Raw genomic sequence first — 22,671 nt, forward strand, 5'->3', positions numbered from 1 at the left:
GGAGCAAAAGTTCCTTCGCACCAGGGTGCCGCATGCGGAACGGGCGGGACGGATCCGTGGATCCGTCCCGCCCGTTCGCGGAGTGGTTGAGCCTCTAGGAGGCTCGGCTCACTTGAGCTCGACCGTGGCGCCTGCGCCCTCGAGCTGCTCCTTGGCCTTCTCGGCCGCAGCCTTGTCGACCTTCTCGAGGACGGGCTTCGGGGCGCCGTCGACGAGGTCCTTGGCCTCCTTGAGACCGAGGGAGGTCAGCGCGCGGACCTCCTTGATGACGGCGATCTTCTTGTCGCCGGCCGCGGCGAGGATGACGTCGAACTCGTCCTGCTCCTCGGCAGCGGCAGCGTCGCCGCCACCGGCGGCGGCAGCGACACCGGCAACCGCGACGGGCGCGGCGGCGGTGACGTTGAAGGTGTCCTCGAACTGCTTGACGAACTCGGAGAGCTCGATGAGGGTCATCTCCTTGAAGGCCTCAAGGAGCTCGTCGGTGCTGAGCTTGGCCATGATGGCGCCTTTCTACTGTGTGTATGCCGTGAGTGGCGGTGGTGTTTTCCTGGACTCAACCGGATGGCTGGGTCTCAGGCGTCGTCGCCACCCGTGGCGACGTCTTCGGTGGCCTCGGCCGGTGCGGCCTCGGCGGGGGTCTCCTCAACAGCGGTCTCGGCCGCGGGAGCGGCGACAGCCGGACCCTCGGTCTCGACCTTGGCGCGCAGCGCGTCGACGACCCGAGCGGTCTGCGACAGCGGCGCGGCGAAGAGGTAGACAGCCTGGCTGAGCGACGCGTTCATGGCGCCGGCCAGCTTGGCAAGAAGCACCTCGCGGGACTCGAGGTCCGCGAGCTTCGTGATCTCCGCGGCCGAGAGGGCCTTGCCCTCGAGCAGGCCGCTCTTGATCACGAGGAGGGGGTTTGCCTTGGCGAAGTCACGCAGACCCTTGGCAGCCTCGACCGGGTCACCCTCAACGAAGGCGATGGCCGACGGTCCCACGAGCTGGCCGTCGAAGGCCGTGACTCCGGCCTCCTTGGCGGCAAGCTCGGTCAGCGTGTTCTTGACCACGGCGTAGGTCGCGTTGCCACGAAGGGCGCCACGAAGCTCGGTGATCTGAGCCACCGAGAGCCCGCGGTACTCCGTGAGAACAGCGGCGTTGGAGCTACGGAACTTCTCCGCGAGCTCGGCGATCGCCGCGGACTTGTCTGCACGAGACATTCGGGCCTCCTTCCGTCGGTACGACCTCCGGCGAAGACCCGCGTGAAACAGATCGAGCCCCGGCGCAGGGCGCGGGGCTCAGGCAATGCGATCTCACACGTCGCACTGATCGAAACTCGGGCCTGCGCTGGTTGCCCGCTCTCGCGGAACCTTCGGTCTGGTGCGGGTGCACCGGACAACCGGCGGTCTTTGGTCGAGGGCAACCTTAGGTGAGCGGACGGCATACGACCAAATCGGCCACCCTCTGATCGACTTCGTGCCCCGTTGGGACAACTCGCCGAAGCTCGTCGTCCCAACGGGGCACGAAGCCGATGTCTCAGCTGGCGCCGGAGGGGAAGCTCATCGGCCCGACCTGGTCGGCGGGCGGCTCGGTGATGTCGACCTTCTTGCCCCAGTCGCTGTAGGCCACCTTGATCTCCTGGCCACCGGCCATGGTCGAGATGGTGACGGGGCGGTCCTCCTTGTCGAGGACGTAGGTGATCGTGAACTTCGTCTGCGCGGGTGCGCTGGCCGAGGGGCTTGGACTCGGCGAGGCGGTGGCGCCCAGGGCCTTCGCGGCCTCGACCTCGAACTCGTAGGTCGTGTTGTCGCCGTCCTTGGACTTCACCTTCGCCTCGGTGCCCTTGAGGTTGCCGGCCATCTTGGCCGGGTCGCTCACGCCGCCCTCGGCCATGTTCTTGAACATCTGGCTGATCGGGTCGGAGGCCTTCGGGTCGATCTTGACCCACGGCTTGGCCTGCCCGGGAAGACCCTTGAGGTAGACGAAGTCACCGATGGCGATGATCTCCATGGCCTGGCCCTGGACCGGGACGTTGGTGTGCTGCTCGAGCTTGCCGTCGACGTAGCGGAAGTCGCCCTTGGCGCTCTCCCCGCCGGTCTCCATGGCCATCGTGCCGCTTCCGGCCTTCTGCATGGCAGTGGCCATCCGCTTGGCGAGGTCCCCGGCGTCGATCGTGTCGCCGGAGGCGGCCTTCTCGGAGGTGCTGGTGGACGTGTCCTTGTCGCCGGATCCGGTGTCGGACGAGCCGCACGCACCGAGTGCGAGCAGGCCGGCGAGGGCAAGTGCAGCACCACTGGAGCGGCGCAGGGTGATCTTCATGGTTCCTCCACGTTGGGTCCCTCGAGGGTAACCGCGTTCCCGCGACGGCCGTTCACGCCGCCGGGACGTGGACCCGCCCGGCTCGCCGGCCGGGGCCGGGAGCCGAGGGGATCAGTAGGCCTTGAGCGAGGAGATGAGCCACCGGTTGCCGACGCGCTCCATCGTCGCGATGACACGGTTCTGGTCGATCGAGGGTTCCTTCTGCGCATCGCTGGTGCGGGCCTGGTTGACGAACGCTTGGATGGTCACGCTGTCGTCGGTCTGCGACATCACCCCGACCTCGTAGGCGCGGGCCTTGACCACGGTGTTGTCCTTCTGGGCGAGCGGGACGATGGTCTTGGTCATCGTCTCGCCGAACTCCTTCTTGAAGCCGCCGGTGAGGAGCGCCTGGCTCGCGGGGAGCTGCTCGGTCATCGTTGCGTGGTTGTAGCTGAGGACCTGCTCCAGCGAAGAACGCGCTGTCGCACTGGCCGCGGAGGCTTCGCGGTTGCGGGCCTCCGGGTCCTCGCGGGTCACCATCAGGACCGTCGCCAGCAGGGCGAGCGCCACGGCAAGCGCGATCCCGGGGACGAGGAGCGCCCTGCGACCTGCCCCTCTGTCCACCTCCCCTACCGGGCCGTCAGTGCTGTGATCGCGACCCTTCCGGCCCGGTAGGTCGGATGCTTCGGCGTCGGCCGGCTCAACGACCGGGGCTTCCTCCCCGGCTACGGCACGGTCGTCCTCTGCACCTACCGGGCCGTCAGTGCTGTGATCGCGACCCTTCCCGCCCGGTAGGTCGGGGGTCTGGTCAGGGGAATGTTCGCGTGAGGGGCGCCGGCGCTCGCCAGCGACGCGGGGGCGACGATTAGCCGACGAACTCAAGGCGCTCCACCTTCCACTGCTCGCCCACTCGGCGGAGGCCGAGCTTGGTGCGATAGGTCTTCTTCTCCCCTTGTGGCACAACGGTATTGGTCGTCGGCGCGATGATTCCGACGATCACGGTCGCCGAGTCACGGTCACCGTCGACAAGGGCGGCCTCGGACCGCTCGACGCTGCTCACCGACTTGTTCTCGACGATGACCTTCTTGAGGTCTTCGAGCTGCTGGGAGTAGCTCGTGAGGAACTCACCCGTCGCGCCCGCCTTGACTCGACCGGTGTCCTGGTCGACCTTGCGGTAGTCGATCGTCGCGAAGTTCACGGCGAGCTGGCGCCCCGCGGCCAGGGCCTCGGTCTGGGCCTGCTCGGTCTGCCGGGTGTCCCACCAGGCTCGGCCGCGTGTGGCCGCGAGGGCGACCGTGGCGACGAGTGCGAGCACCGTGAAGGCCCACATCATCCGGACGGTTGTCGTACGGCTCATCGAGCTGCCTCCTGCATCATCCACGACCATGAATCTGCGCCCGCTGCACCGCCGGTGGGCGCGAGGGGTGCGGAGATCTGCGGGCTGCCCTCGGCGAACGCGTCGTTCCCGAGCGGGAGCAACTGACCACCCATGGCGAGCGGGTGCGAGGACGCAACACCACTCCGGGGTCGGGGTGCGTTCTGTGCGCCACGCACGTTGGACGCCGACCCACGGGGCAGGGTGCACCCAGCCGAGGCGTTGACCGGCGGAAGGTTCTGGGTCTGGTTGGGGTCGATCTTCTTGGTCCCTTCATAGCCACGGGTGCAGGCGGCTGGCTGCATCCCGGTCTGGAGCCCGAAGTGGGCGGTGCCGTCACCCGGGACGACGGTGAAGCTGCCGGCCACGGCCTCCGGATAGGTCACGAACATCTGCTCGATGCCGTCGATCCGCGAGGTGGTCACCTGACCCACGGTGATGAGGTTGGCGATGAGCACGCCGAGGTTGGCCTCGTTGTCCTTGATGAGGGTCTCGAGCTCCTTCGACGCCACCACGCCTCGATCGAGGATGAGCCGGAGGTCCGCGTCGGACTTCTGCAGCGTCTCCGACAGGTTGGCGAAGTCGGTGGCGAAGTTCTTGATCTCCGGCGCCGTCTCCCGCTGGGTGTCGAGGACGGTCTTGCTCTGCTGGAGCAGACGCACGGTCTCGGGCAGCGCGTCGATGGCGGCCTGGGTGAGCAGGTCCCCGTTGTCGATGAGTCGTCCCAGATCAGGGCCGGAGCCTTCGAATCCGGTCCCGAGTTCGTCGATCACGGTGCGCAGGTCCTCTTGGTCCACCGACTTCACCGTCTTGTCGACGTGCAGCAGGAGTTCGTCGACTCGGATCGGGTATGCCGTGTCCTTGCGTGGGATGACATCTCCCGTTGCGAGGACGGGGCCTCCGAAGGACCGGGGCTGGAGGTCGAGGTACTGCTCGCCGACCGCCGAGCGGTTCTCGACGACGGCCTTGGTGTCCTTGGGGACTTCGGCGCCGCGGTCGAGCTGGGCCTGCACGAGGACGCCGTCCTTCTCGAGCTCGAGGCCTGTCACCCTGCCGACCTTGACGCCACGGTAGGTGACCTCGGAGCCGACGAAGATGCCTCCGGACTGGGCGAAGCTCGCGGAGAACTCCGCTCCTCCGCCGAGCAACCGCTGGGTGAGGCCCACGTAGTTCGCCGACAGGATCGAGACACCGACGATGGTGATGAGCAGGAAGGCAGCAAGCTGCGCCTTGGTCAGGGTGCGGATCATGCGGCACCGCCTCCGTAGAGCGTGGTCCACGATCGGTCGGCACCGGCCGAGCCACCGGTGCACAGCGGCGGACACAGCGGGTTGCGCGGTGGCGTCGTGCCCGTCGGCCGGGGAGTGCTCGTCGGAACGTTCGGGACGGGAACGGGGGCTGACGGCATCGGGACCGGTGGCACGGGCAGAGTCGGCCCCTTCGGCAGCGTGAGTCCGGGGATGGGGCTGCCGGGAACCCCGTTCTCGAGGAGCTTGAACTCGCGCAGGTCGAGGTCTGCAGTGACTCCGAGGTTGACGTAGTCACCCTTGATCGCCTCGAGCGTCTTGTCGGGGAAGGGGTACGTCAGCAGCAGCTGGAGCGACTGCGGGAGGGCATCGCCGGCCTTGTTGAGCTGCGTGAGGATCGGCGCCAGCGCCTTGAGGTTGGCCAGCGTGTCCTCCTTGGACCCCTGAATGACCGTGGTGCCGACGGCCCCGAGGCGACTCAGCGCCTGAAGCATCTGGGTCAGCTGGACGCGCTGGTCGGCGAGGACCTTGAGCCCCTTGGGGATCTCCTGAAGCGTTGTGGCGATGAGTTCCTTCTGCTCGGCGAGGCGGGCGGCCAGTTTGTCGACCATCTCGATCGCGCGCACGATCTCGGCCTTCTGGTCCTCAAGTCCCCCGATGAAGGTGTTGAGCTCGCCGATGAGGTGCTTGATCTCGTGGGTGTTGCCCCGCAGCGCGTTGTTGAGCTCGCGCTCGATGACACCGAGCTGTGCGATGCCGCCGCCGTTGAGCAGCAACGACATCGCCGAGAGGACCTCTTCGACCTCGGGGTTGCGGTTGGTGCGCTCGAGCGGAATCAGGTCACCCTCGGAGAGGGTTCCCTCGGCCTTGCCGCGCACCGGCCCGGACAGCGCGATGTATTTCTCACCGAGCAGCGAGGACTGCTTGAGCTCGGCGGTGGCGTTGTCCGGCAGCTTGCTCGACTCGGGGATCGAGAGCGTGACTCGGGCAGTCCACCCGTTGAGCTCGATCTTCTCGACCTGGCCGACGGCCACCTCGTTGATCTTCACCGCGGACTTGGGCACCAGGTCGAGGACGTCGGCGAAATCGACCTTGACGGTCATCGACGGACCTTCGCCCTTGGCCCCTCCGGGAAGGGGTAGGTCGAATGCACCCTGGCACGAGGACAGAACCAGTGCGCTGGCCACGGCGATGGTGACGGCGCGAGCCGAGCGGACGGCATACGTCATGGCTTGTCCTCCTTGGGAAGGAGGCCGCCGAGCGTGGCGTCGGCACCTCGAATGGTGACGTCCACGGTCTCGGCCGTCGGCTTCTCCGGCGATGCCGCGGCAGCGCTGGGGGCCAGGGTCGCTGCGACCCCGGGGACGGTGAACGCGGCAGGAAGTGCGGACAGGCCGGGCAGGTTGAGCACTCCGGGCACCGGAAGACCGCCCTTGGGGATGGTTCGCTGCAGGAGAGTGCAGAGGTTGGGGTTCGCGTTCCCCGTGCCAGTCGGCCCCGTGAGCAGTGAGCACAGGATCAGGGCCGGGTCGTCGAGGCCCTCGATGTTGCTGCGGGTGTCGAGCGTGCCCGACGCCGGGTTGTAGGCGAGTTGCAGGTTCGAGAGGGCCCCTGGAGCGTTGTCGAGCGTCTTGGCCAGGGCGTCGCGCTTGGACGCCACCGCAGTGGTGAGGCCCGTGAGCTGCTCGACGTCCTTGGTGAGCACGGTGCGGTTGTCCTTGACGAAGCTCGAGATCTCGTTGAGCGCCACGGCGAGGTTCTTGAGCGCCGCCTCGAGGTCGTCACGTTCGCCGTCGAGCTGGTCCGAGACCTTGGACAGGTCGGTGTTGAGTCGCCGGACCTGTTCGTCGTTCTTGGCGAGCATCCCGGTGAAGGTCTCGAGGTTCTTGACCGTGGCGAACAGGTCACCACGACCTTCCGCGAACGTCTGGACCGCCTGTGAGAGACCGCGATTCATGTCGTTGAGGTTCTGGCCGTTGCCCTTGAGGTTGCGGGCACTCGTGTCGAGCATCCGGGTGAGAGCACCCTCCTTGTTGGCTCCCTCGGGGCCCAGGGCGACCATCAACTCGTCGAGGGTCTGCGAGATCCGGTCCAGCTCCACGGGAACGGCGGTGCGCTCTCGGGGAATGGTCGCTCCGTCCTTCATGACCGCGCCGCTCGTGTAGGCCGGGAGCAGCTGCACGTAGCGGTCACTCACCAGCGAGGGTGCGACAACGGCCGCCTTCGCGTCGGCGGGCACCTTGACGTCCTCGTCGACCTCGAAGGTGACCCGGACCGTCTCGCCTCGCGGCTCGACCTCGGTGACCTGGCCGACGTGGACTCCGAGGACCCGAACGTCCGATCCGGGGAAGAGGCCCACCGCGCGCGAGAAGTCGCCGGTCACGGTGACCTTGTCGCCTCGGGGCCACCAGACGAACGCGGCCGCCACGAGGCCCACGACGACGAGGGCCGCGATGACCTTGGGCAGGATGCTCGGCTTCTGTCCGTGCTTCATCGGCTCACCGTCCCGACGGGAACCGTGAGGTTCTGGATGTAGGTGTCGAACCACTGACCCGTACCCAGTGCACTCGCGAAGACCCGCGTGAACGGGACCATGGCGTCGATGGTCTTGGTGAGGTCGGCTTCGTGTTTGCGCAGCGTCTCGAGGACCTTGTTGAGTTCCGCGAGCGCGGGCCCCAGCGCTGCACGGTTGTCGCGCACGAGCCCGGTGATCTGCACGGCCATCGCGCTCGTGTTGGTGAACAGCGTGTGGATGGCTTCGCGGCGCTCATAGAGCTCGGCCAGGAGCAGGTCGGCGTCGACGATGATCTTCTCGATGACCTTGTTCTGGTCCGCCAACGTGCCCGACACCGAGTTGCTCGCCTTGAGCAGCGCCTTGAGTTCGGTGTCCCGGCTGGCGATGGTGCGTGAGAGTCGGGTCAGTCCGTCGAGCGCGAGCCTGACGTTCTCGGGGGTGCCGGAGAACTCGGTCGCGAGGGTGTCGAGGGAGTCCGCCAACTGCTCGGTGTCGATGCTCTCGGTGGTCTCGGTGAGGTCGGAGAACGCATCGATGATGTCGTAGCTCGACACCGTGCGCGATGTCGGGATCGTCGCGCCCTCCGGCATCTGGCCCCGGCCCTTGGGCTCGAGTGAGACGTACTTCTGGCCGAGCAGGGTCTTCATCCGGATCGAGGCGCCTGACTCCGGGCCGAAGGACACGTCCTCGGTGATGCGGAAGTCGACGTCGACCTTGTTGCCCGCAAGGCGCACGTCGGTGACCTTGCCGACTCGGACGCCGGCGATGCGGACGTCGTCCCCCACTCGGAGTCCGCCTGCTTCGGTGAACGACGCGACATAGGAGTCACCACCGCCGATGATGGGGAGCTTCGAGGCGTTGAACGCGGCGAAGAGGACGAGACCGATGGCGATGAGGCCCGCGATCCCGATCGGCAATGGGTCTCGCGAACGGAACGGCGTGTTCATCGGCACCTCGCAGCAGCGACGTTGTAGCCCAGCCCACCCGGGGTCGGTCCGGTGGGCAGGAGCAGGTTCTCGACGTCGAACCGGCAGAGATAGAAGTTGAACCAGGACCCGTAGGTCGTCGTCCGCGTGATCGTGGCGATCTTCTCCGGCGACCCGGTGATGAACTTCTCGTACAGAGCCGTGTTGGCGGGCTCGTTGAGGTTCTTGGCCAACGCACCGAGCTGGGCGATGTCGGTCTTGAGGTCCGGTCGGCCGGCGGCCAGCAACTGCGCGGTCTCGTCGGCCACGGAGTTGATGTTGGTGAGCGACTCGCCGATGGCCTTGCGGTCAGCCGCCAGCCCGGAGACGAAGCGCTGCAACTGGATGAGCAGCTCGCCGAGTGCGCTGTCGTGCCGCTCGACGGTGGTGAGCACGGTCGTGAGGTTGGTGATGACGCGGCCGATGACCTCGTCTCGATCCGCCAACGTCCCGGTGAGCGAGGCGGTCTGGCCGAGCAGCGTGTTGATGTTGCCGCCCTCACCCTGGAGCACCGAGATGATCTGCGCCGAGAGCTCGTTGACGTCCTTCGGGGACAGGGCCGCGAACAGCGGCTTGAACCCGTTGAAGAGGACGGTGAGATCGAGCGCGGGGTGGGTGCGTTCCAGGGGGATGGTGTCACCGTCCTTGAGCGCAGTGGCCTCCCCCGGTCCCTGCGTCAGGGCGATGTAGCGCTCGCCGACGAGGTTGCGGTACTTGATCGTCGCGACCGTTCCACGAGTCAGAGTGCTGCTGGAGAGGACGTCGAACGTGACGTCCGCATGGGTGCGATCACCCGCGACCTTGATGTCCTTGACCGTGCCGACACGCACGCCGGCGATGCGGACCTCGTGGCCCTTGGCCAGTCCCGTGACGTCGGTGAACACCGCCTTGAACGCGTTGCGATCGCCGGGCTGGATGTTGGCGATCGTTGCCGCGAGGGTGCCCGTGGCGAGAATCGTCACGAGGGCGAAGATCAGGAACTTCACCAGACTCGGGGTCGTCTTCACTGGTTCACCACCATTCCCCGCAGCATCGGCCCGGCGAGCAGAGTTGCCAGCGAGGCATCCTCCCCCTGCTTCACACCGACCAGCGCGCCCACGACCTTCTGCTCCTCGATCGTCCCGGCAACGCCTGCGTCCACCGCGGGGATCCGAGCAGCCCCGGGCGCGAGGAACGCCTGCGGCAACGTCGACATGGATGCCCCAGTCGTGGCCCCATCGGTGCCGTCATCGAACTTGGTCGCGCCGGCCGGATTGGCCTGGCTCCCCCTCGTGTTGTTGGGCAGGCCATGGCAGTTGGGTGCGCGCTTCTCGCCCCACGCCGGCTCCTCGCCCGGGTGGTACGGCTCCCGCTGTGGCGCCATCTCGAGGGTGATGTGGAAGACACCGTCGCGCACGATGCCCTCCGCGCGAGGGAGGAACCTGACGAGGCCCTGCGTGAAGCACGGATAGATCGGCGAGTGCTTCGCCAGCACCTGGAGGGTAGGCCGCTGGACCCGACCCACCTGGATGATCCGGTTCTGGTTCGTCTCCAGGAACCCCGCGGTCGTGTTGGCGAAGCCGGCCGTGCCGGCGAGGAAGCCCGAGAGCTCCTTCTGCTTCTCGACAATGGTGGCATTGGTCGTGAGCAGCGCCTTCGCCGCGCGGAGCAGCTCGGGTGCCGCCACGGCATACGTGCTTGCCAGATCGGCCAAACCGGAGATGTCGGCCTGGATCGTCGGCATGTGCGGGTTGAGCTGGGTGAAGTACTCGTCGACGAGGACGAGGTTCTTGCCGAGCTTCGTCCCCCGCCCGTCGAGCGCCGTCGCGAGAGCGTTGAGGGTGGCTGCGAGCTTCGCCGGCTCGATCGAGCGCAGCAGCGGCAGGAGGTCCTCGAAGACCTGCTCCAGTTCGATGGCCACCGTCGTGCGGTCCTGGGGGATCACGTCACCCGCGCGGATCGCCCGCCCGGGCTCCCCCGCGGGTGCCACCAGGTCGACATAGCGCTCACCGAAGAGGGTCTTGGGCAACAGGCGGGCGCTCACCTTGGCCGGGATGAGGGGGACCATCTCCGGCTTGAGGGCCAGGTGCAGCGTCGCCCCTGCAGGCGTGGAGTCGATGCTGCGCACCTCCCCGACGATCAGTCCGCGGATCTTGACGTCCGATGCGGCCTGCATCTGGCTGCCGATGCGGTCGGTGTTGAGGGTCACCTCCACGACGTCCGTGAACACCTTCTTGAAGGATGCAATGGAGAGGCTGAGGAGGAGGGCGATGACGAGTAGGAACGCCACGCCATAGGTGCGGTGACCGAGTCGTCCGAGAGTGGAATTGGCCATGGCTAACCCGCGATCCTCACGGTGGTTGTCGCGCCCCACACCGCGAGCGAGAAGAAGAAGTCGACGACGTTCACGGCGACGATCGAGGTCCGCACGGCCTTGCCGACGGCCACGCCCACACCTGCGGGACCACCGCTGGCGTTGTAGCCGTAGTAGCAGTGGATCAGGATGATGATCACGGCGAAGACGAGCACCTTGAGGAACGAATAGAGGATGTCTATCGGCGGTAAGAACAGATGGAAGTAGTGGTCATAGGTGCCCTTGGACTGCCCGAAGTAGTCGGTGACGATGAAGCGCGTCGCGGCATAGGACGACAGCAGACCAATGACATAGAGCGGGATGACGGCGATGAAGCCCGCGATCATTCGCGTCGTCACGAGGAACGGCAGTGACGGAATGCCCATGACCTCGAGGGCGTCGACCTCCTCCGAGATCCGCATCGCGCCGAGTTGGGCGGTGAAGCCACAACCCACCGTGGCAGCGAGGGCGAGTCCGGCGACGAGGGGCGCGATCTCACGGGTGTTGAGGTAGGCCGCGAGGAAGCCGGCGAAGGCACCGGTGCCGAGTTGGTTCAGGGACGAGTAGCCCTGGAGGCCGACCTGGCTTCCGGTGAAGAACGCCATGAAGGTGAGCACGCCGACCGTGCCACCGATGACGCTCAGGGCGCCCGTGCCGAGGGAGACCTCGGCGAGAAGCCGCAAGATCTCCTTCTTGTAGCGGCGGATCGTGCGCGGGCTCCAGGACAGGGAGCGCACGTAGAAGTGCATCTGGTCGCTCAGGCCGTCGAGCGTCTTGCCCGGGAGCGCGGCGAGGTCCTTGGTACGGGTCATCGTTGATCCACCCCTCAGACCTTCTGCGGAACGATTTGGAAGTAGATGGCCGAGACGACGAAGTTGATGACGAAGAGCAGCATGAAGGTGATGACGACCGCTTGGTTCACGGCGTCACCCACGCCCTTCGGGCCTCCGCCGGCCGTCAGACCCTTGTAGGACGCGACGATGGCCGCCACGGCCCCGAACAGGAGGGCTTTGATCTCCGACGTCCACAGGTCGGCCAGCTGGGCCAACGCCGTGAACGACGCGAGATAGGCACCAGGGGTGCCGCCCTGGATGATGACGTTGAAGAAGTAGCCACCGGCGACGCCCACGACGGACACGAGCCCGTTGAGCAGCACCGCGACGAGCATGCAGGCCAGCACCCGGGGCACGACCAGGCGCTGGATCGGACTGATCCCGAGCACCTCCATCGCGTCGATCTCATCGCGGATCTTGCGTGAGCCGAGGTCGGCACAGATCGCCGAACCACCGGCACCGGCCACCAGCAGGGCGGTGACGATCGGGGACGCCTCGCGAACGACGGCGAGAACGCTCGCCGCGCCGGTGAACGACTGCGCGCCGAGCTGGCGGGTCAGCGTGCCGAGCTGCAGCGCGATGACCGCGCCGAACGGGATGGAAACCAGCGCCGTTGGGACGATGGTCACGGACGCGATGAACCAGCACTGCTGGATGAACTCCTTGGTCTGGAACGGCCGCTTCGGCAGCGCCACCAGGATGTCGAGCGTCATCGCGAAGAGCGCGCCGGCCTGCTTGACGGGGCCGGTGATGACGTTCATGTCGCCGCACCCAGCGCCGTGGACACCTCGACCGACTGTGAGACGCCGGGCACCCCGGCATTGCCCGACAGGAAGGACCCGGGCGGTGGCGTGACGCCGTGGGCGCGGCACCACTCCCCCGCCGGCTTCGCCGCCCGACGGGGCCTGCCGTCGCTCGTGCCGAGTTGGAGCGGGATCGGGGGAAGCGGCGGCAGCTCCTGACCGGACTCGGCAGCAAGCTCGTCGGCGTCCTTCTCCTCGGACATCCCGATCGGGCCGATCGTCTGGGCGTTGAGGAACTGACGCACCACCGGCTCCTCCGAGCTGAGCAGCATCTCGCGCGGCCCGAACATCGCGAGGTGCTTGTGATAGAGCAGGCCGATGTTGTCCGGCACCGTCCGGGTCGAGTTGATGTCGTGCGTGACGATGAGGAAGGTCGCGTCGATCTGCGCGTTGAGGTCGATGAAGAGCTGGTTGATGTAGGACGTGCGCACAGGGTCCAGACCCGAATCCGGCTCGTCGATGAGGAGGATCTCGGGGTCGAGCACGAGGGCCCGCGCCAGGCCCGCACGCTTGCGCATGCCACCCGAGATCTCACCCGGGAGCTTGTCCTCGGCGCCGGACAGGCCGACGAGGTCCATCTTCTCGAGGACGATGCGGCGCACCTCGGACTCCGACTTCTTCGTGTGCTCCCGCAGCGGGAAGGCCACGTTGTCGTAGAGGTTCATCGAGCCGAAGAGTGCGCCGTCCTGGAACAGGACACCGAAGAGCTTGCGCACCTCGTAGAGGTCGTGCTCCTTGAGCGTCACGAGGTCGTCGCCATTGATGACGATCGAGCCCGCGTCGGGCTTGAGCAGACCAACCAAGGTCTTGAGGAAGACCGACTTGCCCGTGCCTGACGGGCCGAGCATCACGGAGATCTCCCCCGCGGGGAGGGTCAGGGTGACGTCGTTCCAGATCTTTTGCGAGCCAAAGGACTTCGTCAGTCCGGTGACCTCGATGGCGACACCCATGCAGCACTCACTCTCCAGCCCGTTGCGAAGCCGGGGACGCCGCCAGGGCAGGGGACCCGAGGCGGCGGTGCAACTGGGCTCCGGCGAAGTTACCCCGGGTTACTTCCGGGGGCAACCGCTGGGAGGCGAGACGAAGGACACGTCACACCGAGCCAAGCACGACAAGGGCCCTCACCCGAACGGACGAGGGCCTTCCTGACTCGAAATGGTCACATGCAGTCGGCGAATGTGGGCCACGCCCGGCGGCCAGTGGAGCCACGACCCTGGCTGCACACGACAACGGCCCCCGTTCCGGAGAACGGGGGCCGTTGTGCGAGGGGAGAGGATCAGGCGTCAGCCTGAGCGTCGTCCTCGAGGAGGTTGCGGGTCTTGGTGAAGTCCAGCGGGACACCCGGGCCCATCGTCGTCGACATCGTGGCCTTGCTGATGTAGCGGCCCTTCGACGACGCCGGCTTGAGACGGAGGATCTCCTCCAGAGCCGCGGCGTAGTTCTCGACCAGGGCCTTCTCGTCGAAGGAGGCCTTGCCGATGATGAAGTGGAGGTTCGAGTGCTTGTCGACGCGGAACTCGATCTTGCCGCCCTTGATGTCGGAGACGGCCTTGGCCGTGTCCATCGTGACCGTGCCGGTCTTCGGGTTCGGCATGAGGCCGCGGGGGCCGAGGACCTTTCCGAGGCGACCAACCTTGCCCATGAGGTCAGGCGTGGCAACGATCGCGTCGAAGTCGAGCCAGCCGCCGGCGACCTTCTCGAGGAGGTCGTCGGAGCCGACGAAGTCCGCACCGGCAGCGCGGGCGGCCTCGGCCTTGTCGCCGTTGGCGAACACGAGGACGCGGGCCGTCTTGCCCGTGCCGTGGGGCAGGTTCACGGTGCCGCGGACCATCTGGTCGGCCTTGCGGGGGTCGACGCCGAGTCGCATCGCGACCTCGACGGTCTCGTCGTACTTGGCCTTGGCGCCGGCCTTCGCGAGGCGGACGGCCTCGAGGGGGCTGTAGACCTTGTCGGCCGCGATCTTCTCGGCGGACGCGCGGTAGCTCTTGCTGCGCTTCATTTCTGCTCCTGGTGATTCAGGGGTGGAGTTGTGGTCCGGGCCTGCGCTGGCCCTCCCACGCGCTTCGCTCAGGTGAGAGAAGCTTTTCGGTATGCCGTCCGCTCAGCCGAGCGGACGGCATACCGAACGTTGTTGGTGACCGAAGGTCACTTGAGGTCGGTCGTGATGCCCATCTGGCGCGCGGTGCCGGCGATGATCTTCATCGCGGCCTCGACGTCGTTGGCGTTGAGGTCGGGCATCTTCTGCTCGGCGATCTCGCGGACCTGGTCGACCGTGAGGTTGGCGACCTTGGTCTTGTGCGGCTCGCCGGAGCCCTTCTGGACGCCCGCGGCCTTCTTGATCAGCTCGGACGCCGGCGGCGTCTTGGTGATGAAGGTGAAGGAGCGGTCTTCGAAGACGGTGATGACGACGGGGATGATGTTGCCCCGCTGGTGCTCGGTCGCAGCGTTGTACGCCTTGACGAACTCCATGATGTTGACGCCGTGCTGACCGAGGGCGGGACCGACGGGCGGAGCCGGGGTGGCCGCACCGGCCTGGATCTGCAGGTTGATGTAACCCGCGACCTTCTTCTTGGGAGGCATGCTCTGTGTTTCCTAACTTGGTGGTGGGCCTACGCCGTGGGCGATGACCCGGTTGCAGCGCCGACGAGCGTCAGATCTTGGCGACCTGGCTGAACGACAGCTCGACCGGGGTCTCCCGGCCGAAGATGGAGACGAGAACCTTGAGCTTCTGGCTCTCGGCGTTGATCTCGGAGATCGTCGCCGGAAGGGTCTCGAAGGGGCCGTCCATGACGGTGACCGACTCGCCGACCTCGAAGTCGACGACGGGAGCAGCCGAGGCAGCATCGCCGGCGGCGGGCGTCGTGCCGGGCGCGGCGGCGGCGGCCGCGGCGATCTCGAGGTCAGCAGGCTTGATCATGGTGTAGACCTCGTCGAGGCTCAGCGGCACCGGCTGGTGCGCGTTGCCGACGAAGCCCGTGACACCGGGCGTGTGGCGCACGGCGCCCCACGACTCGTCGGTGAGGTCCATGCGGACGAGGACGTATCCGGGCATCCGGACCCGGCGGACCAGCTTGCGCTGACCGCTCTTGATCTCGGTGACCTCCTCCATGGGGACCTCGATCTCGAAGATGTAGTCCTCCATGTTGAGGGACTGGATCCGAGTCTCGAGGTTGGTCTTCACGCGGTTCTCGTAGCCCGCGTAGGAGTGGATGACGTACCAGTCACCGAACTTGGAGGCGAGGTCGTCCTTGAACGCCTGGATCGGATCGACGTCGGTGGGGACGACGTCGCCGTCCTCGTCGGACTGGGTCGTCGCGGCGGCGAGAACACCCTCGCTGGGGGCCTCGTCCTCGTCGTCCTCGTCACCGGCGTCGTGCTCGGCGGCCGCGTCGTCGGCGGCTGCGTCGTCGGCGGCCTCGTCGGACGTGGAGTCCGCGGCCTCATCCGCCTCGGCGGTCTCGCCAGACTCAGTGGCCTCGCTGGTCTCTTCGGTCTCAACCTCCGCGTCGAGCACCTCGATCTCGGGGTCGCCAGAGGCTGACTCGGCGACGGAGTTGCCGTTGGACGTCCACTGGTCGGACACGTGCAGACCTACTTCCTGTGCAGCGTTTGTTTCAACGTGGTGCGGGGGCGACCTCGATGGAGGCAGCTGTCGTTCAGTCGCCGCCGTTGCCGAAGACGAGAGCGACGAGCTTCTGGAACCCGAAGTCCAGGCCGGAGACGAGCGCCATCATCACGGAGACGAACACGATGACCACGATCGTGTAGTTCCACAGCTCGGAGCGCGTGGGACGAACCACCTTGCGGAGCTCGGCCAGGATCTCGCTGATGAACACAGCCAAGGACCGGAAGAGCCGCGAAACGGGGTTGCCGCTCTTGCCGGCCGACTTGTTCGTCTGCCGCGAGCGGCGGGACTCGCCCACTTCCGTCACGATTCCTCTTCTCCGAAATGATCTGAACTTGCAGGGCAGGAGGGACTCGAACCCCCAACCGCCGGTTTTGGAGACCGGTGCTCTACCAATTGAGCCACTGCCCTAGGAACGCACCCGTTGGGTGGGAGGTTCCGCGGCGACCACAGGCATGACGAATCATGGTGCGTTCACCGAGGGAACAGCATACGTGACGCCCCGGCCCGACGCGAAACCGCGACGGGCAGGGCGCCGGCCGGCGCCTCAGCGCGTCAGCCCGGCTCGCCCGCCTCTGCCTCCACACGCTGCAGCCAGTCGCGGAAGAGGGACTCCGTCAGTCCACGCAGTTCGAACTGCGCGTTGTGCCCGGCCCGGTCGAGCACCGCGAAAGTCGCTCGCGGGTAGTGCTCGATGAGCTCCCACTGGTCGCGATACCCGACCGACGAGTCCTGGCGCCCGAGCAGCCACAACGTCGGACGGTCGAAGGTGCGCCCCTCCTCGGGAAGGTGGCCCAGATCCCATCGTTCGGCAATGCGCGCCATTCCCTGCTCGTCCGCGAGCGCGAGGCCAGGTGCCACGTCAGCGGCGAACGCGGCATACGTCTCTGGGGTCTGGATGACCGCGTTGTCCTCGAACTCGCGGCGGCTCTGCGCGTCGAGGGTGTCCAAGAAGACCTCGTCCCGCTCGAGCACGACTCCGGGCGCCCTGGAGCGGGAAGCACGCTCCACCACCGGTCCCACGGGGCACACGAGCGCGAGGCCGCGCACCTGCCCGGGGCGGCGACGCACGATTTCACGAGCGACGTAGCCGCCGTACGACTCCCCGACGAGGAGGAAGGTCGCGTCGCCCAGCCGCTCGTCGAGCATGGCCTCGACGCGGTCCACGACGTCCGCGCTCGAAGCCGCGTCACCAACGGGTGAGCGGCCCATCGCCGGAAGGTCCGGGTAGATGCGGCGGTAGCCGGACACCTGCGCAAACAGGGGCTCGAGGAAGCCGGTCATGATCCGGTGGTCCGGAGTCCAGCCATGGATTGCGACGACGGGGATGCCCTGAGCGGGGCCGCGCTCGACGACGTGAAGGGCCGGTGTTGACATGGGTCGATCCTCACATCGGGGATCGGGAGCCCAGAGGCCGGTGGCTACACGTGCCTCATGACCTGTCGCTGGCACCCCACAGGAGGGCCGCGAGACCCACACCGGCGACGACCAACCAGAACACGGTCGTCGACGCCTGCGTGCCCGACAGGTCGAAGGCCTCCACCCGCCACGGGAGTGGGACCACTCCGAGGCCCATGACGCTCAGCACCAGACCCGCTGTGACGCCGCCTGCCGGCTCGAGTTGTCCCCGCCGAACGAGCACCGCGGACAGCCCCACTCCGGCGAGGACCAGGCTGCACCCCACCAGCGCCTGGGCCCACCAGAGCGGGACTGCCACGGTCGGTTGGGAACGCCACACCACGGCATACGCCATCCAGACGGTCACCAGGACGAGGCCGAGAGTGGCGCGCACAGCCGTCCGCCGCGCATGACCGGTCGGCGTCGCGGCGACCACGATGGCCGCCGGCTGGTCCATCGCGAAGCACGCTGCGCCGGCCAGCAGCGCCGCGCCCAGCCAGCCCGGAAGGGCCCCGGGCCCGCGCGGCCACAGCGTGAGGTCGAGCGCGAGGAGGAGGGCTGCCGCGCCAGCCGCGACCGACAACGGCCCCCATGCCACCGCCCTCAACTCGGCCCGCGCTGCGTCGAGCGGGATCACGAGAGGGTCCAACGCGGATCCCACGGACCGTAGTGGCCCACCTGGCCGGTCAGGACCGTGAGGGCCAAGGCCAGGATGGTGAGGCCCCCCACGATCAGAGCTGCCCTGACGAGGGTTCGGCGCAGCTCACCCGTTGAGCCGTGCGCGCAGGCCGCGATCGCGGCGAGCAGGCACAGACCGACGAGGTAGGCGAAACGCCAGTAGTGGTTCCCGCCCTGGGTCCACGAGACGCCCTCGGTGTTGTAGGCCACCAAGGTGAAGGGTGCCGTGTGGTGGAGCAACCGCTCCCACACGGAGGTGTCCCGCACCACGCCGCTGAGGACCGACCACAGGATCAGACCGACGGCCGTGATGGCGCCGGCGGTCGGCCACCGCCACCAACGAGCCACGGCCACGCCGAGGAGGGGGCCACCGAGAGCAGCAAGGACACCCTGCAGGACGATCGCGGCCAGTTCGCCGCTGGTGAACTCGCCCCAACTCATGCTCTGAACCGGCGGGTCGACCATCCAGCGGGTGAACTCGAAAACACCTGCGAGCAGGGCGATCCCCGCGGGAACGAGACAGGCGAGGCACAAGGCCAGGCTGCGCTGGAAGGCGCTGGCCGGGGCGGCGAGCACCACGTCACCGGCGCGCGATGCCCCCTTGGTGACGCGGTTCATCGCGATGAGCCCTCCCAATCCGAGCATGAACGCCGGAAGTACCGGCCAGTCGAGGTTGGACTCGGTCCCGCCCCCCTCGGTGATGACGTAATCGGCGTTCGCGTACTCGTTGACGGAGCCCATCACCGCGGTGAGCACGAACAGGAGGACGGCGATGATGAACACCGGCTGCCGGAGCAGTCGACCGACCTCGATGCGCGTGAGGGTGCGCACCACGCCCTGCGCGCCCGCGGCCGGTTGCGGAACGGCGTCCAAGACGGGGGCGGATGCAGCAGACATCACGCCACCTCCATGTCGACGCTGTCGCGCTCTCCGCCGCGCAGCAGCAGATAGGCGTCCTCGAGCGTCGGCTCGGCGAGTTCGACACCCTGGGGTGCGTCCATGGCCACGTGGCGGAACCGACCCGTGCCAGTGCGCCAGGAACTGAGCGCATTCGGCGACTCGACATCGGCCAGCCAGACCCGACCGGCAGCCTGCGCCACCAGGTCTCGGACCGACCCGTCGTAGCGGATCCGCCCCGAGTCGAGCACGATGACCCGCTCGCACAGCGCCGCCACGTCCTCCGTCTGGTGCGTCGCGAGCAGAATCGTGGACCGCTGACCGGCCGAGGACAGCACCCCGCGCAGCGAGGCCCGCTGCTCCGGGTCGAGGCCGTTCGTGGGTTCGTCGAGGATGAGCAACTCAGGAGAGCCGATGAGCGACTGCGCCAGAGCGACTCGGCGGCGCTGCCCTCCCGAGAGACGCCGCATCTTCTTGCCCGCCAGATCAGCCATCCCCACCAGATCGAGGACGCGCCTGACCTCGGCGTGACGGCCGGGGCGGTCGCTCCACTCCTTGAGCGCGGCGACGTAGTCGACGAACTCGAACGCCGTGAAGCCCCTCGGATACCCCACCTCCTGCGGGAGGTATCCGAGCCGGCGACGGATCTCGATCCGATCGTCGGACGAGTCGGGGTCGAGGCCCAGGATGCGGCACCGCCCCTCGGTCGGGGGCAGGACGGTGGCGAGGAGCCGCAACAACGTGGTCTTGCCAGCACCGTTGGGGCCGAGGAGCCCGGTGACTCCGGGTTCGAGGGCCACGTCGACTCGGTCAAGGGCAATGCCCTTCCCATGGCGCCGGGTGACTCCTGTGAACGTGACGGTGGTACTCATGCCGTTCCTCCCATCTGGGACAAGCGATCCGACCGGAGTGCGACGACGACTGCCGCCGCGAGAGCGATGAGGACATAGATGGGGAGCACGCCCCCGGCCAGGAGGTCGATGGTGGCCTGACCCCCCGATGCGCGACGCCCCTGCGCGACGACCGTTCCGCTGACGACGATCCACGCGATGGCCACCCCAGCAGCCGCGCGCGCCACCGGCCACCATGTGGCAAGTGCGAGGGTCAGGGCGACACCCGCGAGCGACGGCACCAACCACGCGACCGCCTGCCACGCAGGACCCGGCAGCAACGCGCCGGCGAGGGCAGACAAAGGCAGTGCGGTCGCGATCACGGCCACGGACCTGAGCAGGACGAGTCGGAGCGGTGAGAACGGGCTCGCGACGACGATCTCCCAGCTCGGGTCAGCGTCCTGGCCGAACGCCGTCGACACTGCGAGGACGGGCACCAACGGTGCGGTCCAGAGGAAGAGCAGGGTCGCGCCTTCCCCGCCCGCTGCCGCAGCCAGGATCGCGAAGACCAGGCACAGCAGGATGCCGAGCAACCATGCGCCGCGCGCCGTCGGCGCCGATCGCACGAGGACGGCATCACGGTCGGTCAGGCCCAGCCGAATGAGGACGCGCTCGGCAAGCGACGTCGACGGCGCCGACACTTCGGTCGCGATGCGGTCCCAGACGCCCCTCAGGGGCTCGGGGTCGGTCAGCGTGGCCACGACTTCACGGCACTCCGCACACCGCACGAGATGCTGCTCGATCGACGCAGCGACGGTGGGCGTGCCCCTGCCTTCCATGTATGCCGTGAGCAGCTCTTCGTTCGCGTGCCACGTCCGCTGGTCCTGGCTCATGGAGTTCCTCCCGCGAGGTCGGCTCGTAGCTGCGCCTTGGCGCGGTGCAAGCGTGTCTTGACGGTGTTCTGGGGGATGCCCAGGAGGCTGGCGGCCTCACGGCTGGTGAGCCCGTCGAGGACTGTTGCTTCGACGACTGCGCGCATCTCGGGACTCAGCCGGTCCAGTGCTCCGCCGAGGTCGCCGTACTCGATGCCGAGGAGGACGCGTTCCTCGGCACTCTCTGTGACCCCCGACTCGGCCACGTCGTCGAAACCGCCCTGTCGCACTGCGCTCGGCGAGCGGAGCCGGGACACGAGTCGACGAATCGCGATCCCCCACAGCCACGCAGCCACCTCTCCGTCTCCACGCCAGGACCCGCTCGAGCGCCAGACCGCGGTGAAGCAGTCCTGGAGCGCGTCGGCCACGACGTCCGGGTCGCTGCACCGCCGGTGGAGCCGTGCGGAGAGCCAGGGGGCGTGCCGGTCGTACAACAGGCGCAGCGAGTCGAGGTCCCCCGACTGGAGGGCCCGGATCAGCTCCGCATCCGCGGGCCCGTCACCGTGCGCCATACAAAGACTGTCGCAGTGTCCGACACCAAGGGTTCCCTTCTCCGGAACTTTCCTTCGTGGACGACGCCACGAGTCTCGGAGGGTGGGGAGCCCTGTCCAGCCGATCCGAGGTCTGGGACGATGGCGCGGTGACCGAGCAGACCACCGTTGCCCCCCTGTCGTCCCTCTCCCCCGCTGAACTCGAGGCGTTCCTCGCAAGCCAGCGCACGGCATACACGGATCTTCAGAATCGCGGACTCAAGCTCGACCTGACGCGCGGGAAGCCGTCGGCCGAGCAGCTCGACCTCTGCAACGAGCTCCTCAGCCTGCCCAAGGGCCACAAGGACGCGAGCGGAACCGACGTCCGCAACTACGGCGGGCTCTCAGGTCTCCCAGAACTGCGTGCCATGTTTGCCGACCTCCTGTGGGTCGAGCCCGAGCAGGTCATCGCCGGCGGCAACTCCAGCCTGACGATGATGCACGACTGCCTCGTCCAGCTGCTGCTCCACGGCGGACCCGACTCCCCGCGGCCGTGGTCGCAGGAGGAGACGGTGAAGTTCGTCTGCCCCGTACCGGGCTACGACCGGCACTTCACGATGCTGGCGTCCTACGGCATCGAGATGGTCCCCGTCGCGATGCATGAGGACGGGCCCGACATGGCGGCCGTGCGCGAGCTCGTCAAGGACCCCTCGGTCAAGGGCATCTGGGTCGTCCCGACCTATGCGAACCCGTCCGGCGCGGTGTGCTCGCAGGAGGTCGCCAGCGAGCTGGCGTCGATGGAGACGGCGGCACCGGACTTCCGCATCTTCTGGGACAACGCCTACGCCTTCCACCACCTCACCGAGGACGAGGCCAAGAGCGCCGACATCATCACCCTGGCATCGGGGTCGGGGCACCCCAACCGCCCGCTGATGTTCGCGTCCACGTCCAAGATCACCTTCGCCGGTGCAGGCGTGGCGTTCTTCGCGGCGTCGAAGGCCAACGTCGACTGGTACCTCGGTCACCAGCAGTTCGCCTCGATCGGGCCCGACAAGGTCAACCAGCTGCGCCACATCCAGTTCTTCGGTTCGGCCGACGGCGTGCGCGAGCACATGGCACGGCACCGCGCGATCCTCGCTCCGAAGTTCGCTGCGGTCGACGATGCCCTGACGTCCGCCCTGTCCGGGCGCGACGTCGCGACGTGGTCAAAGCCGTCGGGTGGCTACTTCGTCAACCTCGACGTGCTGGACGGGACGGCATCGCGTGTGGTCGAGCTCGCCAAGGGCGCGGGCATCGCGTTGACGCCGGCCGGTGCGTCGTACCCCCACGGCAACGACCCGGACGACCGCAACATCCGCCTGGCGCCGTCGTTCCCCGTCCTCGACGAGGTCGAGACGGCCATGGCGGGGGTCGCGACATGCGTGCTCCTTGCTGCTGCCGAGAAGCTGTCCGGCACGCAGGGCTGACCTGACGGGTCGGTCCGTGCAAGGCTGG

Annotated in this window: 25 protein-coding genes and 1 tRNA gene; 1 reads left to right on the plus strand and 25 read right to left on the minus strand. The window is 67.7% G+C overall.

All coding sequences use genetic code 11. From position 1 onward, the window contains the following. Positions 1-108 precede the first annotated feature (108 nt). The 25 genes from rplL to N802_RS05550 form a co-directional block, all read right to left on the minus strand. Positions 109-498, minus strand: a complete 390-nt coding sequence (rplL, locus tag N802_RS05430) for a 50S ribosomal protein L7/L12 (protein WP_035913351.1) — start codon at positions 496-498, stop codon at positions 109-111. A gap of 74 nt (positions 499-572) precedes the next feature. Continuing rightward, complete coding sequence (rplJ, locus tag N802_RS05435) at positions 573-1,199, minus strand: 50S ribosomal protein L10 (RefSeq protein ID WP_035913354.1); 627 nt, start codon at positions 1,197-1,199, stop codon at positions 573-575. Positions 1,200-1,515: 316 nt separating this feature from the next. Next, positions 1,516-2,298, minus strand: a complete 783-nt coding sequence (locus tag N802_RS05440) for a hypothetical protein (RefSeq protein ID WP_035913357.1) — start codon at positions 2,296-2,298, stop codon at positions 1,516-1,518. A 111-nt stretch (positions 2,299-2,409) separates the two neighbouring features. Then, positions 2,410-2,901, minus strand: coding sequence for a hypothetical protein (locus N802_RS05445; protein ID WP_156971294.1), 492 nt, complete (start codon positions 2,899-2,901; stop codon positions 2,410-2,412). A 241-nt stretch (positions 2,902-3,142) separates the two neighbouring features. Next, on the minus strand, positions 3,143-3,634 hold the full coding sequence (locus N802_RS05450; protein ID WP_035913361.1) for a hypothetical protein: 492 nt from the start codon (positions 3,632-3,634) through the stop codon (positions 3,143-3,145). Further along, on the minus strand, positions 3,631-4,902 hold the full coding sequence (locus N802_RS05455; RefSeq protein ID WP_035913364.1) for an MCE family protein: 1,272 nt from the start codon (positions 4,900-4,902) through the stop codon (positions 3,631-3,633). The genes N802_RS05450 and N802_RS05455 overlap by 4 nt, the downstream gene beginning before the upstream one ends. Next, a complete protein-coding gene (locus N802_RS05460; RefSeq protein ID WP_035913368.1) occupies positions 4,899-6,128 on the minus strand; it encodes an MCE family protein in 1,230 nt (409 codons plus the stop codon). The genes N802_RS05455 and N802_RS05460 overlap by 4 nt, the downstream gene beginning before the upstream one ends. Beyond that, positions 6,125-7,393 (minus strand): MCE family protein, encoded by a 1,269-nt coding sequence (locus N802_RS05465; RefSeq protein WP_035913371.1) that lies wholly within the window; start codon positions 7,391-7,393, stop codon positions 6,125-6,127. Before N802_RS05465 ends, N802_RS05460 begins: the two co-directional genes overlap by 4 nt. Then, positions 7,390-8,361: an MCE family protein gene (locus N802_RS05470; protein WP_035913373.1), complete on the minus strand. Its 972-nt coding sequence runs from the start codon at positions 8,359-8,361 to the stop codon at positions 7,390-7,392. Before N802_RS05470 ends, N802_RS05465 begins: the two co-directional genes overlap by 4 nt. Continuing rightward, on the minus strand, positions 8,358-9,386 hold the full coding sequence (locus N802_RS05475; protein ID WP_035913376.1) for an MCE family protein: 1,029 nt from the start codon (positions 9,384-9,386) through the stop codon (positions 8,358-8,360). Before N802_RS05475 ends, N802_RS05470 begins: the two co-directional genes overlap by 4 nt. Continuing rightward, complete coding sequence (locus N802_RS05480) at positions 9,383-10,693, minus strand: MCE family protein (protein ID WP_035913379.1); 1,311 nt, start codon at positions 10,691-10,693, stop codon at positions 9,383-9,385. Before N802_RS05480 ends, N802_RS05475 begins: the two co-directional genes overlap by 4 nt. A gap of 2 nt (positions 10,694-10,695) precedes the next feature. Continuing rightward, complete coding sequence (locus tag N802_RS05485) at positions 10,696-11,523, minus strand: MlaE family ABC transporter permease (RefSeq protein WP_035913384.1); 828 nt, start codon at positions 11,521-11,523, stop codon at positions 10,696-10,698. Positions 11,524-11,537: 14 nt separating this feature from the next. Next, positions 11,538-12,305 (minus strand): MlaE family ABC transporter permease, encoded by a 768-nt coding sequence (locus N802_RS05490; protein WP_035913387.1) that lies wholly within the window; start codon positions 12,303-12,305, stop codon positions 11,538-11,540. After that, the gene (locus N802_RS05495) at positions 12,302-13,297 is read right to left on the minus strand and encodes an ABC transporter ATP-binding protein (RefSeq protein ID WP_035913390.1); all 996 of its coding nucleotides are present in this window, start codon (positions 13,295-13,297) and stop codon (positions 12,302-12,304) included. Before N802_RS05495 ends, N802_RS05490 begins: the two co-directional genes overlap by 4 nt. Before the next feature lie 326 nt (positions 13,298-13,623). Continuing rightward, a complete protein-coding gene (gene rplA / locus N802_RS05500; protein ID WP_035913391.1) occupies positions 13,624-14,346 on the minus strand; it encodes a 50S ribosomal protein L1 in 723 nt (240 codons plus the stop codon). 146 nt (positions 14,347-14,492) lie between these two features. Continuing rightward, positions 14,493-14,927, minus strand: a complete 435-nt coding sequence (gene rplK, locus N802_RS05505; protein ID WP_035913393.1) for a 50S ribosomal protein L11 — start codon at positions 14,925-14,927, stop codon at positions 14,493-14,495. Between the two features lie 70 nt (positions 14,928-14,997). Then, positions 14,998-15,930: a transcription termination/antitermination protein NusG gene (gene nusG / locus N802_RS05510; RefSeq protein ID WP_035913396.1), complete on the minus strand. Its 933-nt coding sequence runs from the start codon at positions 15,928-15,930 to the stop codon at positions 14,998-15,000. A 73-nt stretch (positions 15,931-16,003) separates the two neighbouring features. Beyond that, complete coding sequence (gene secE, locus N802_RS05515) at positions 16,004-16,279, minus strand: preprotein translocase subunit SecE (protein ID WP_035913398.1); 276 nt, start codon at positions 16,277-16,279, stop codon at positions 16,004-16,006. 31 nt (positions 16,280-16,310) lie between these two features. After that, positions 16,311-16,383, minus strand: a tRNA-Trp gene (locus N802_RS05520). Positions 16,384-16,527: 144 nt separating this feature from the next. Continuing rightward, entirely contained in the window at positions 16,528-17,349 is an 822-nt protein-coding gene (locus N802_RS05525) for an alpha/beta fold hydrolase (RefSeq protein ID WP_035913399.1), read from the minus strand. 55 nt (positions 17,350-17,404) lie between these two features. Continuing rightward, a complete protein-coding gene (locus tag N802_RS05530) occupies positions 17,405-18,007 on the minus strand; it encodes a hypothetical protein (RefSeq protein WP_035913401.1) in 603 nt (200 codons plus the stop codon). Next, a complete protein-coding gene (locus N802_RS05535) occupies positions 18,004-18,945 on the minus strand; it encodes a hypothetical protein (protein ID WP_035913403.1) in 942 nt (313 codons plus the stop codon). The genes N802_RS05530 and N802_RS05535 overlap by 4 nt, the downstream gene beginning before the upstream one ends. Next, complete coding sequence (locus tag N802_RS05540; RefSeq protein ID WP_035913407.1) at positions 18,945-19,817, minus strand: ATP-binding cassette domain-containing protein; 873 nt, start codon at positions 19,815-19,817, stop codon at positions 18,945-18,947. Before N802_RS05540 ends, N802_RS05535 begins: the two co-directional genes overlap by 1 nt. Then, positions 19,814-20,668 carry an anti-sigma factor family protein gene (locus tag N802_RS05545; RefSeq protein ID WP_052109462.1) on the minus strand — a complete coding sequence of 285 codons (855 nt, stop codon included), beginning with the start codon at positions 20,666-20,668 and terminating at the stop codon, positions 19,814-19,816. The genes N802_RS05540 and N802_RS05545 overlap by 4 nt, the downstream gene beginning before the upstream one ends. After that, complete coding sequence (locus N802_RS05550) at positions 20,665-21,219, minus strand: RNA polymerase sigma factor (RefSeq protein ID WP_035913409.1); 555 nt, start codon at positions 21,217-21,219, stop codon at positions 20,665-20,667. The genes N802_RS05545 and N802_RS05550 overlap by 4 nt, the downstream gene beginning before the upstream one ends. A 128-nt stretch (positions 21,220-21,347) precedes the next feature. Here N802_RS05550 and N802_RS05555 point away from each other — a divergent pair, with 128 nt between their 5' ends. Beyond that, positions 21,348-22,643 (plus strand): aspartate aminotransferase type Ic, encoded by a 1,296-nt coding sequence (locus N802_RS05555; RefSeq protein WP_035913834.1) that lies wholly within the window; start codon positions 21,348-21,350, stop codon positions 22,641-22,643. Positions 22,644-22,671 lie beyond the last annotated feature (28 nt).

The sequence above is a fragment of the Knoellia sinensis KCTC 19936 genome, from assembly GCF_000768705.1.
In the GTDB taxonomy this organism is placed as follows: Bacteria; Actinomycetota; Actinomycetes; order Actinomycetales; family Dermatophilaceae; genus Knoellia; species Knoellia sinensis.

Excerpts from the sequence above, each read along its gene's own strand:
- N802_RS05480 (WP_035913379.1), bottom strand. The coding sequence starts at position 10,693 with ATGGCCAATTCCACTCTCGGACGACTCGGTCACCGCACCTATGGCGTG.
- rplL (WP_035913351.1), bottom strand. The coding sequence starts at position 498 with ATGGCCAAGCTCAGCACCGACGAGCTCCTTGAGGCCTTCAAGGAGATG.
- N802_RS05465 (WP_035913371.1), bottom strand. The coding sequence starts at position 7,393 with ATGAAGCACGGACAGAAGCCGAGCATCCTGCCCAAGGTCATCGCGGCC.
- N802_RS05450 (WP_035913361.1), bottom strand. The coding sequence starts at position 3,634 with ATGAGCCGTACGACAACCGTCCGGATGATGTGGGCCTTCACGGTGCTC.
- N802_RS05525 (WP_035913399.1), bottom strand. The coding sequence starts at position 17,349 with ATGTCAACACCGGCCCTTCACGTCGTCGAGCGCGGCCCCGCTCAGGGC.
- rplA (WP_035913391.1), bottom strand. The coding sequence starts at position 14,346 with ATGAAGCGCAGCAAGAGCTACCGCGCGTCCGCCGAGAAGATCGCGGCC.
- N802_RS05550 (WP_035913409.1), bottom strand. The coding sequence starts at position 21,219 with ATGGCGCACGGTGACGGGCCCGCGGATGCGGAGCTGATCCGGGCCCTC.
- N802_RS05440 (WP_035913357.1), bottom strand. The coding sequence starts at position 2,298 with ATGAAGATCACCCTGCGCCGCTCCAGTGGTGCTGCACTTGCCCTCGCC.
- rplK (WP_035913393.1), bottom strand. The coding sequence starts at position 14,927 with ATGCCTCCCAAGAAGAAGGTCGCGGGTTACATCAACCTGCAGATCCAG.
- N802_RS05455 (WP_035913364.1), bottom strand. The coding sequence starts at position 4,902 with ATGATCCGCACCCTGACCAAGGCGCAGCTTGCTGCCTTCCTGCTCATC.
- N802_RS05535 (WP_035913403.1), bottom strand. The coding sequence starts at position 18,945 with ATGTCTGCTGCATCCGCCCCCGTCTTGGACGCCGTTCCGCAACCGGCC.
- N802_RS05460 (WP_035913368.1), bottom strand. The coding sequence starts at position 6,128 with ATGACGTATGCCGTCCGCTCGGCTCGCGCCGTCACCATCGCCGTGGCC.
- N802_RS05470 (WP_035913373.1), bottom strand. The coding sequence starts at position 8,361 with ATGAACACGCCGTTCCGTTCGCGAGACCCATTGCCGATCGGGATCGCG.
- N802_RS05495 (WP_035913390.1), bottom strand. The coding sequence starts at position 13,297 with ATGGGTGTCGCCATCGAGGTCACCGGACTGACGAAGTCCTTTGGCTCG.
- N802_RS05545 (WP_052109462.1), bottom strand. The coding sequence starts at position 20,668 with ATGAGCCAGGACCAGCGGACGTGGCACGCGAACGAAGAGCTGCTCACG.
- N802_RS05485 (WP_035913384.1), bottom strand. The coding sequence starts at position 11,523 with ATGACCCGTACCAAGGACCTCGCCGCGCTCCCGGGCAAGACGCTCGAC.
- N802_RS05490 (WP_035913387.1), bottom strand. The coding sequence starts at position 12,305 with ATGAACGTCATCACCGGCCCCGTCAAGCAGGCCGGCGCGCTCTTCGCG.
- rplJ (WP_035913354.1), bottom strand. The coding sequence starts at position 1,199 with ATGTCTCGTGCAGACAAGTCCGCGGCGATCGCCGAGCTCGCGGAGAAG.
- N802_RS05540 (WP_035913407.1), bottom strand. The coding sequence starts at position 19,817 with ATGAGTACCACCGTCACGTTCACAGGAGTCACCCGGCGCCATGGGAAG.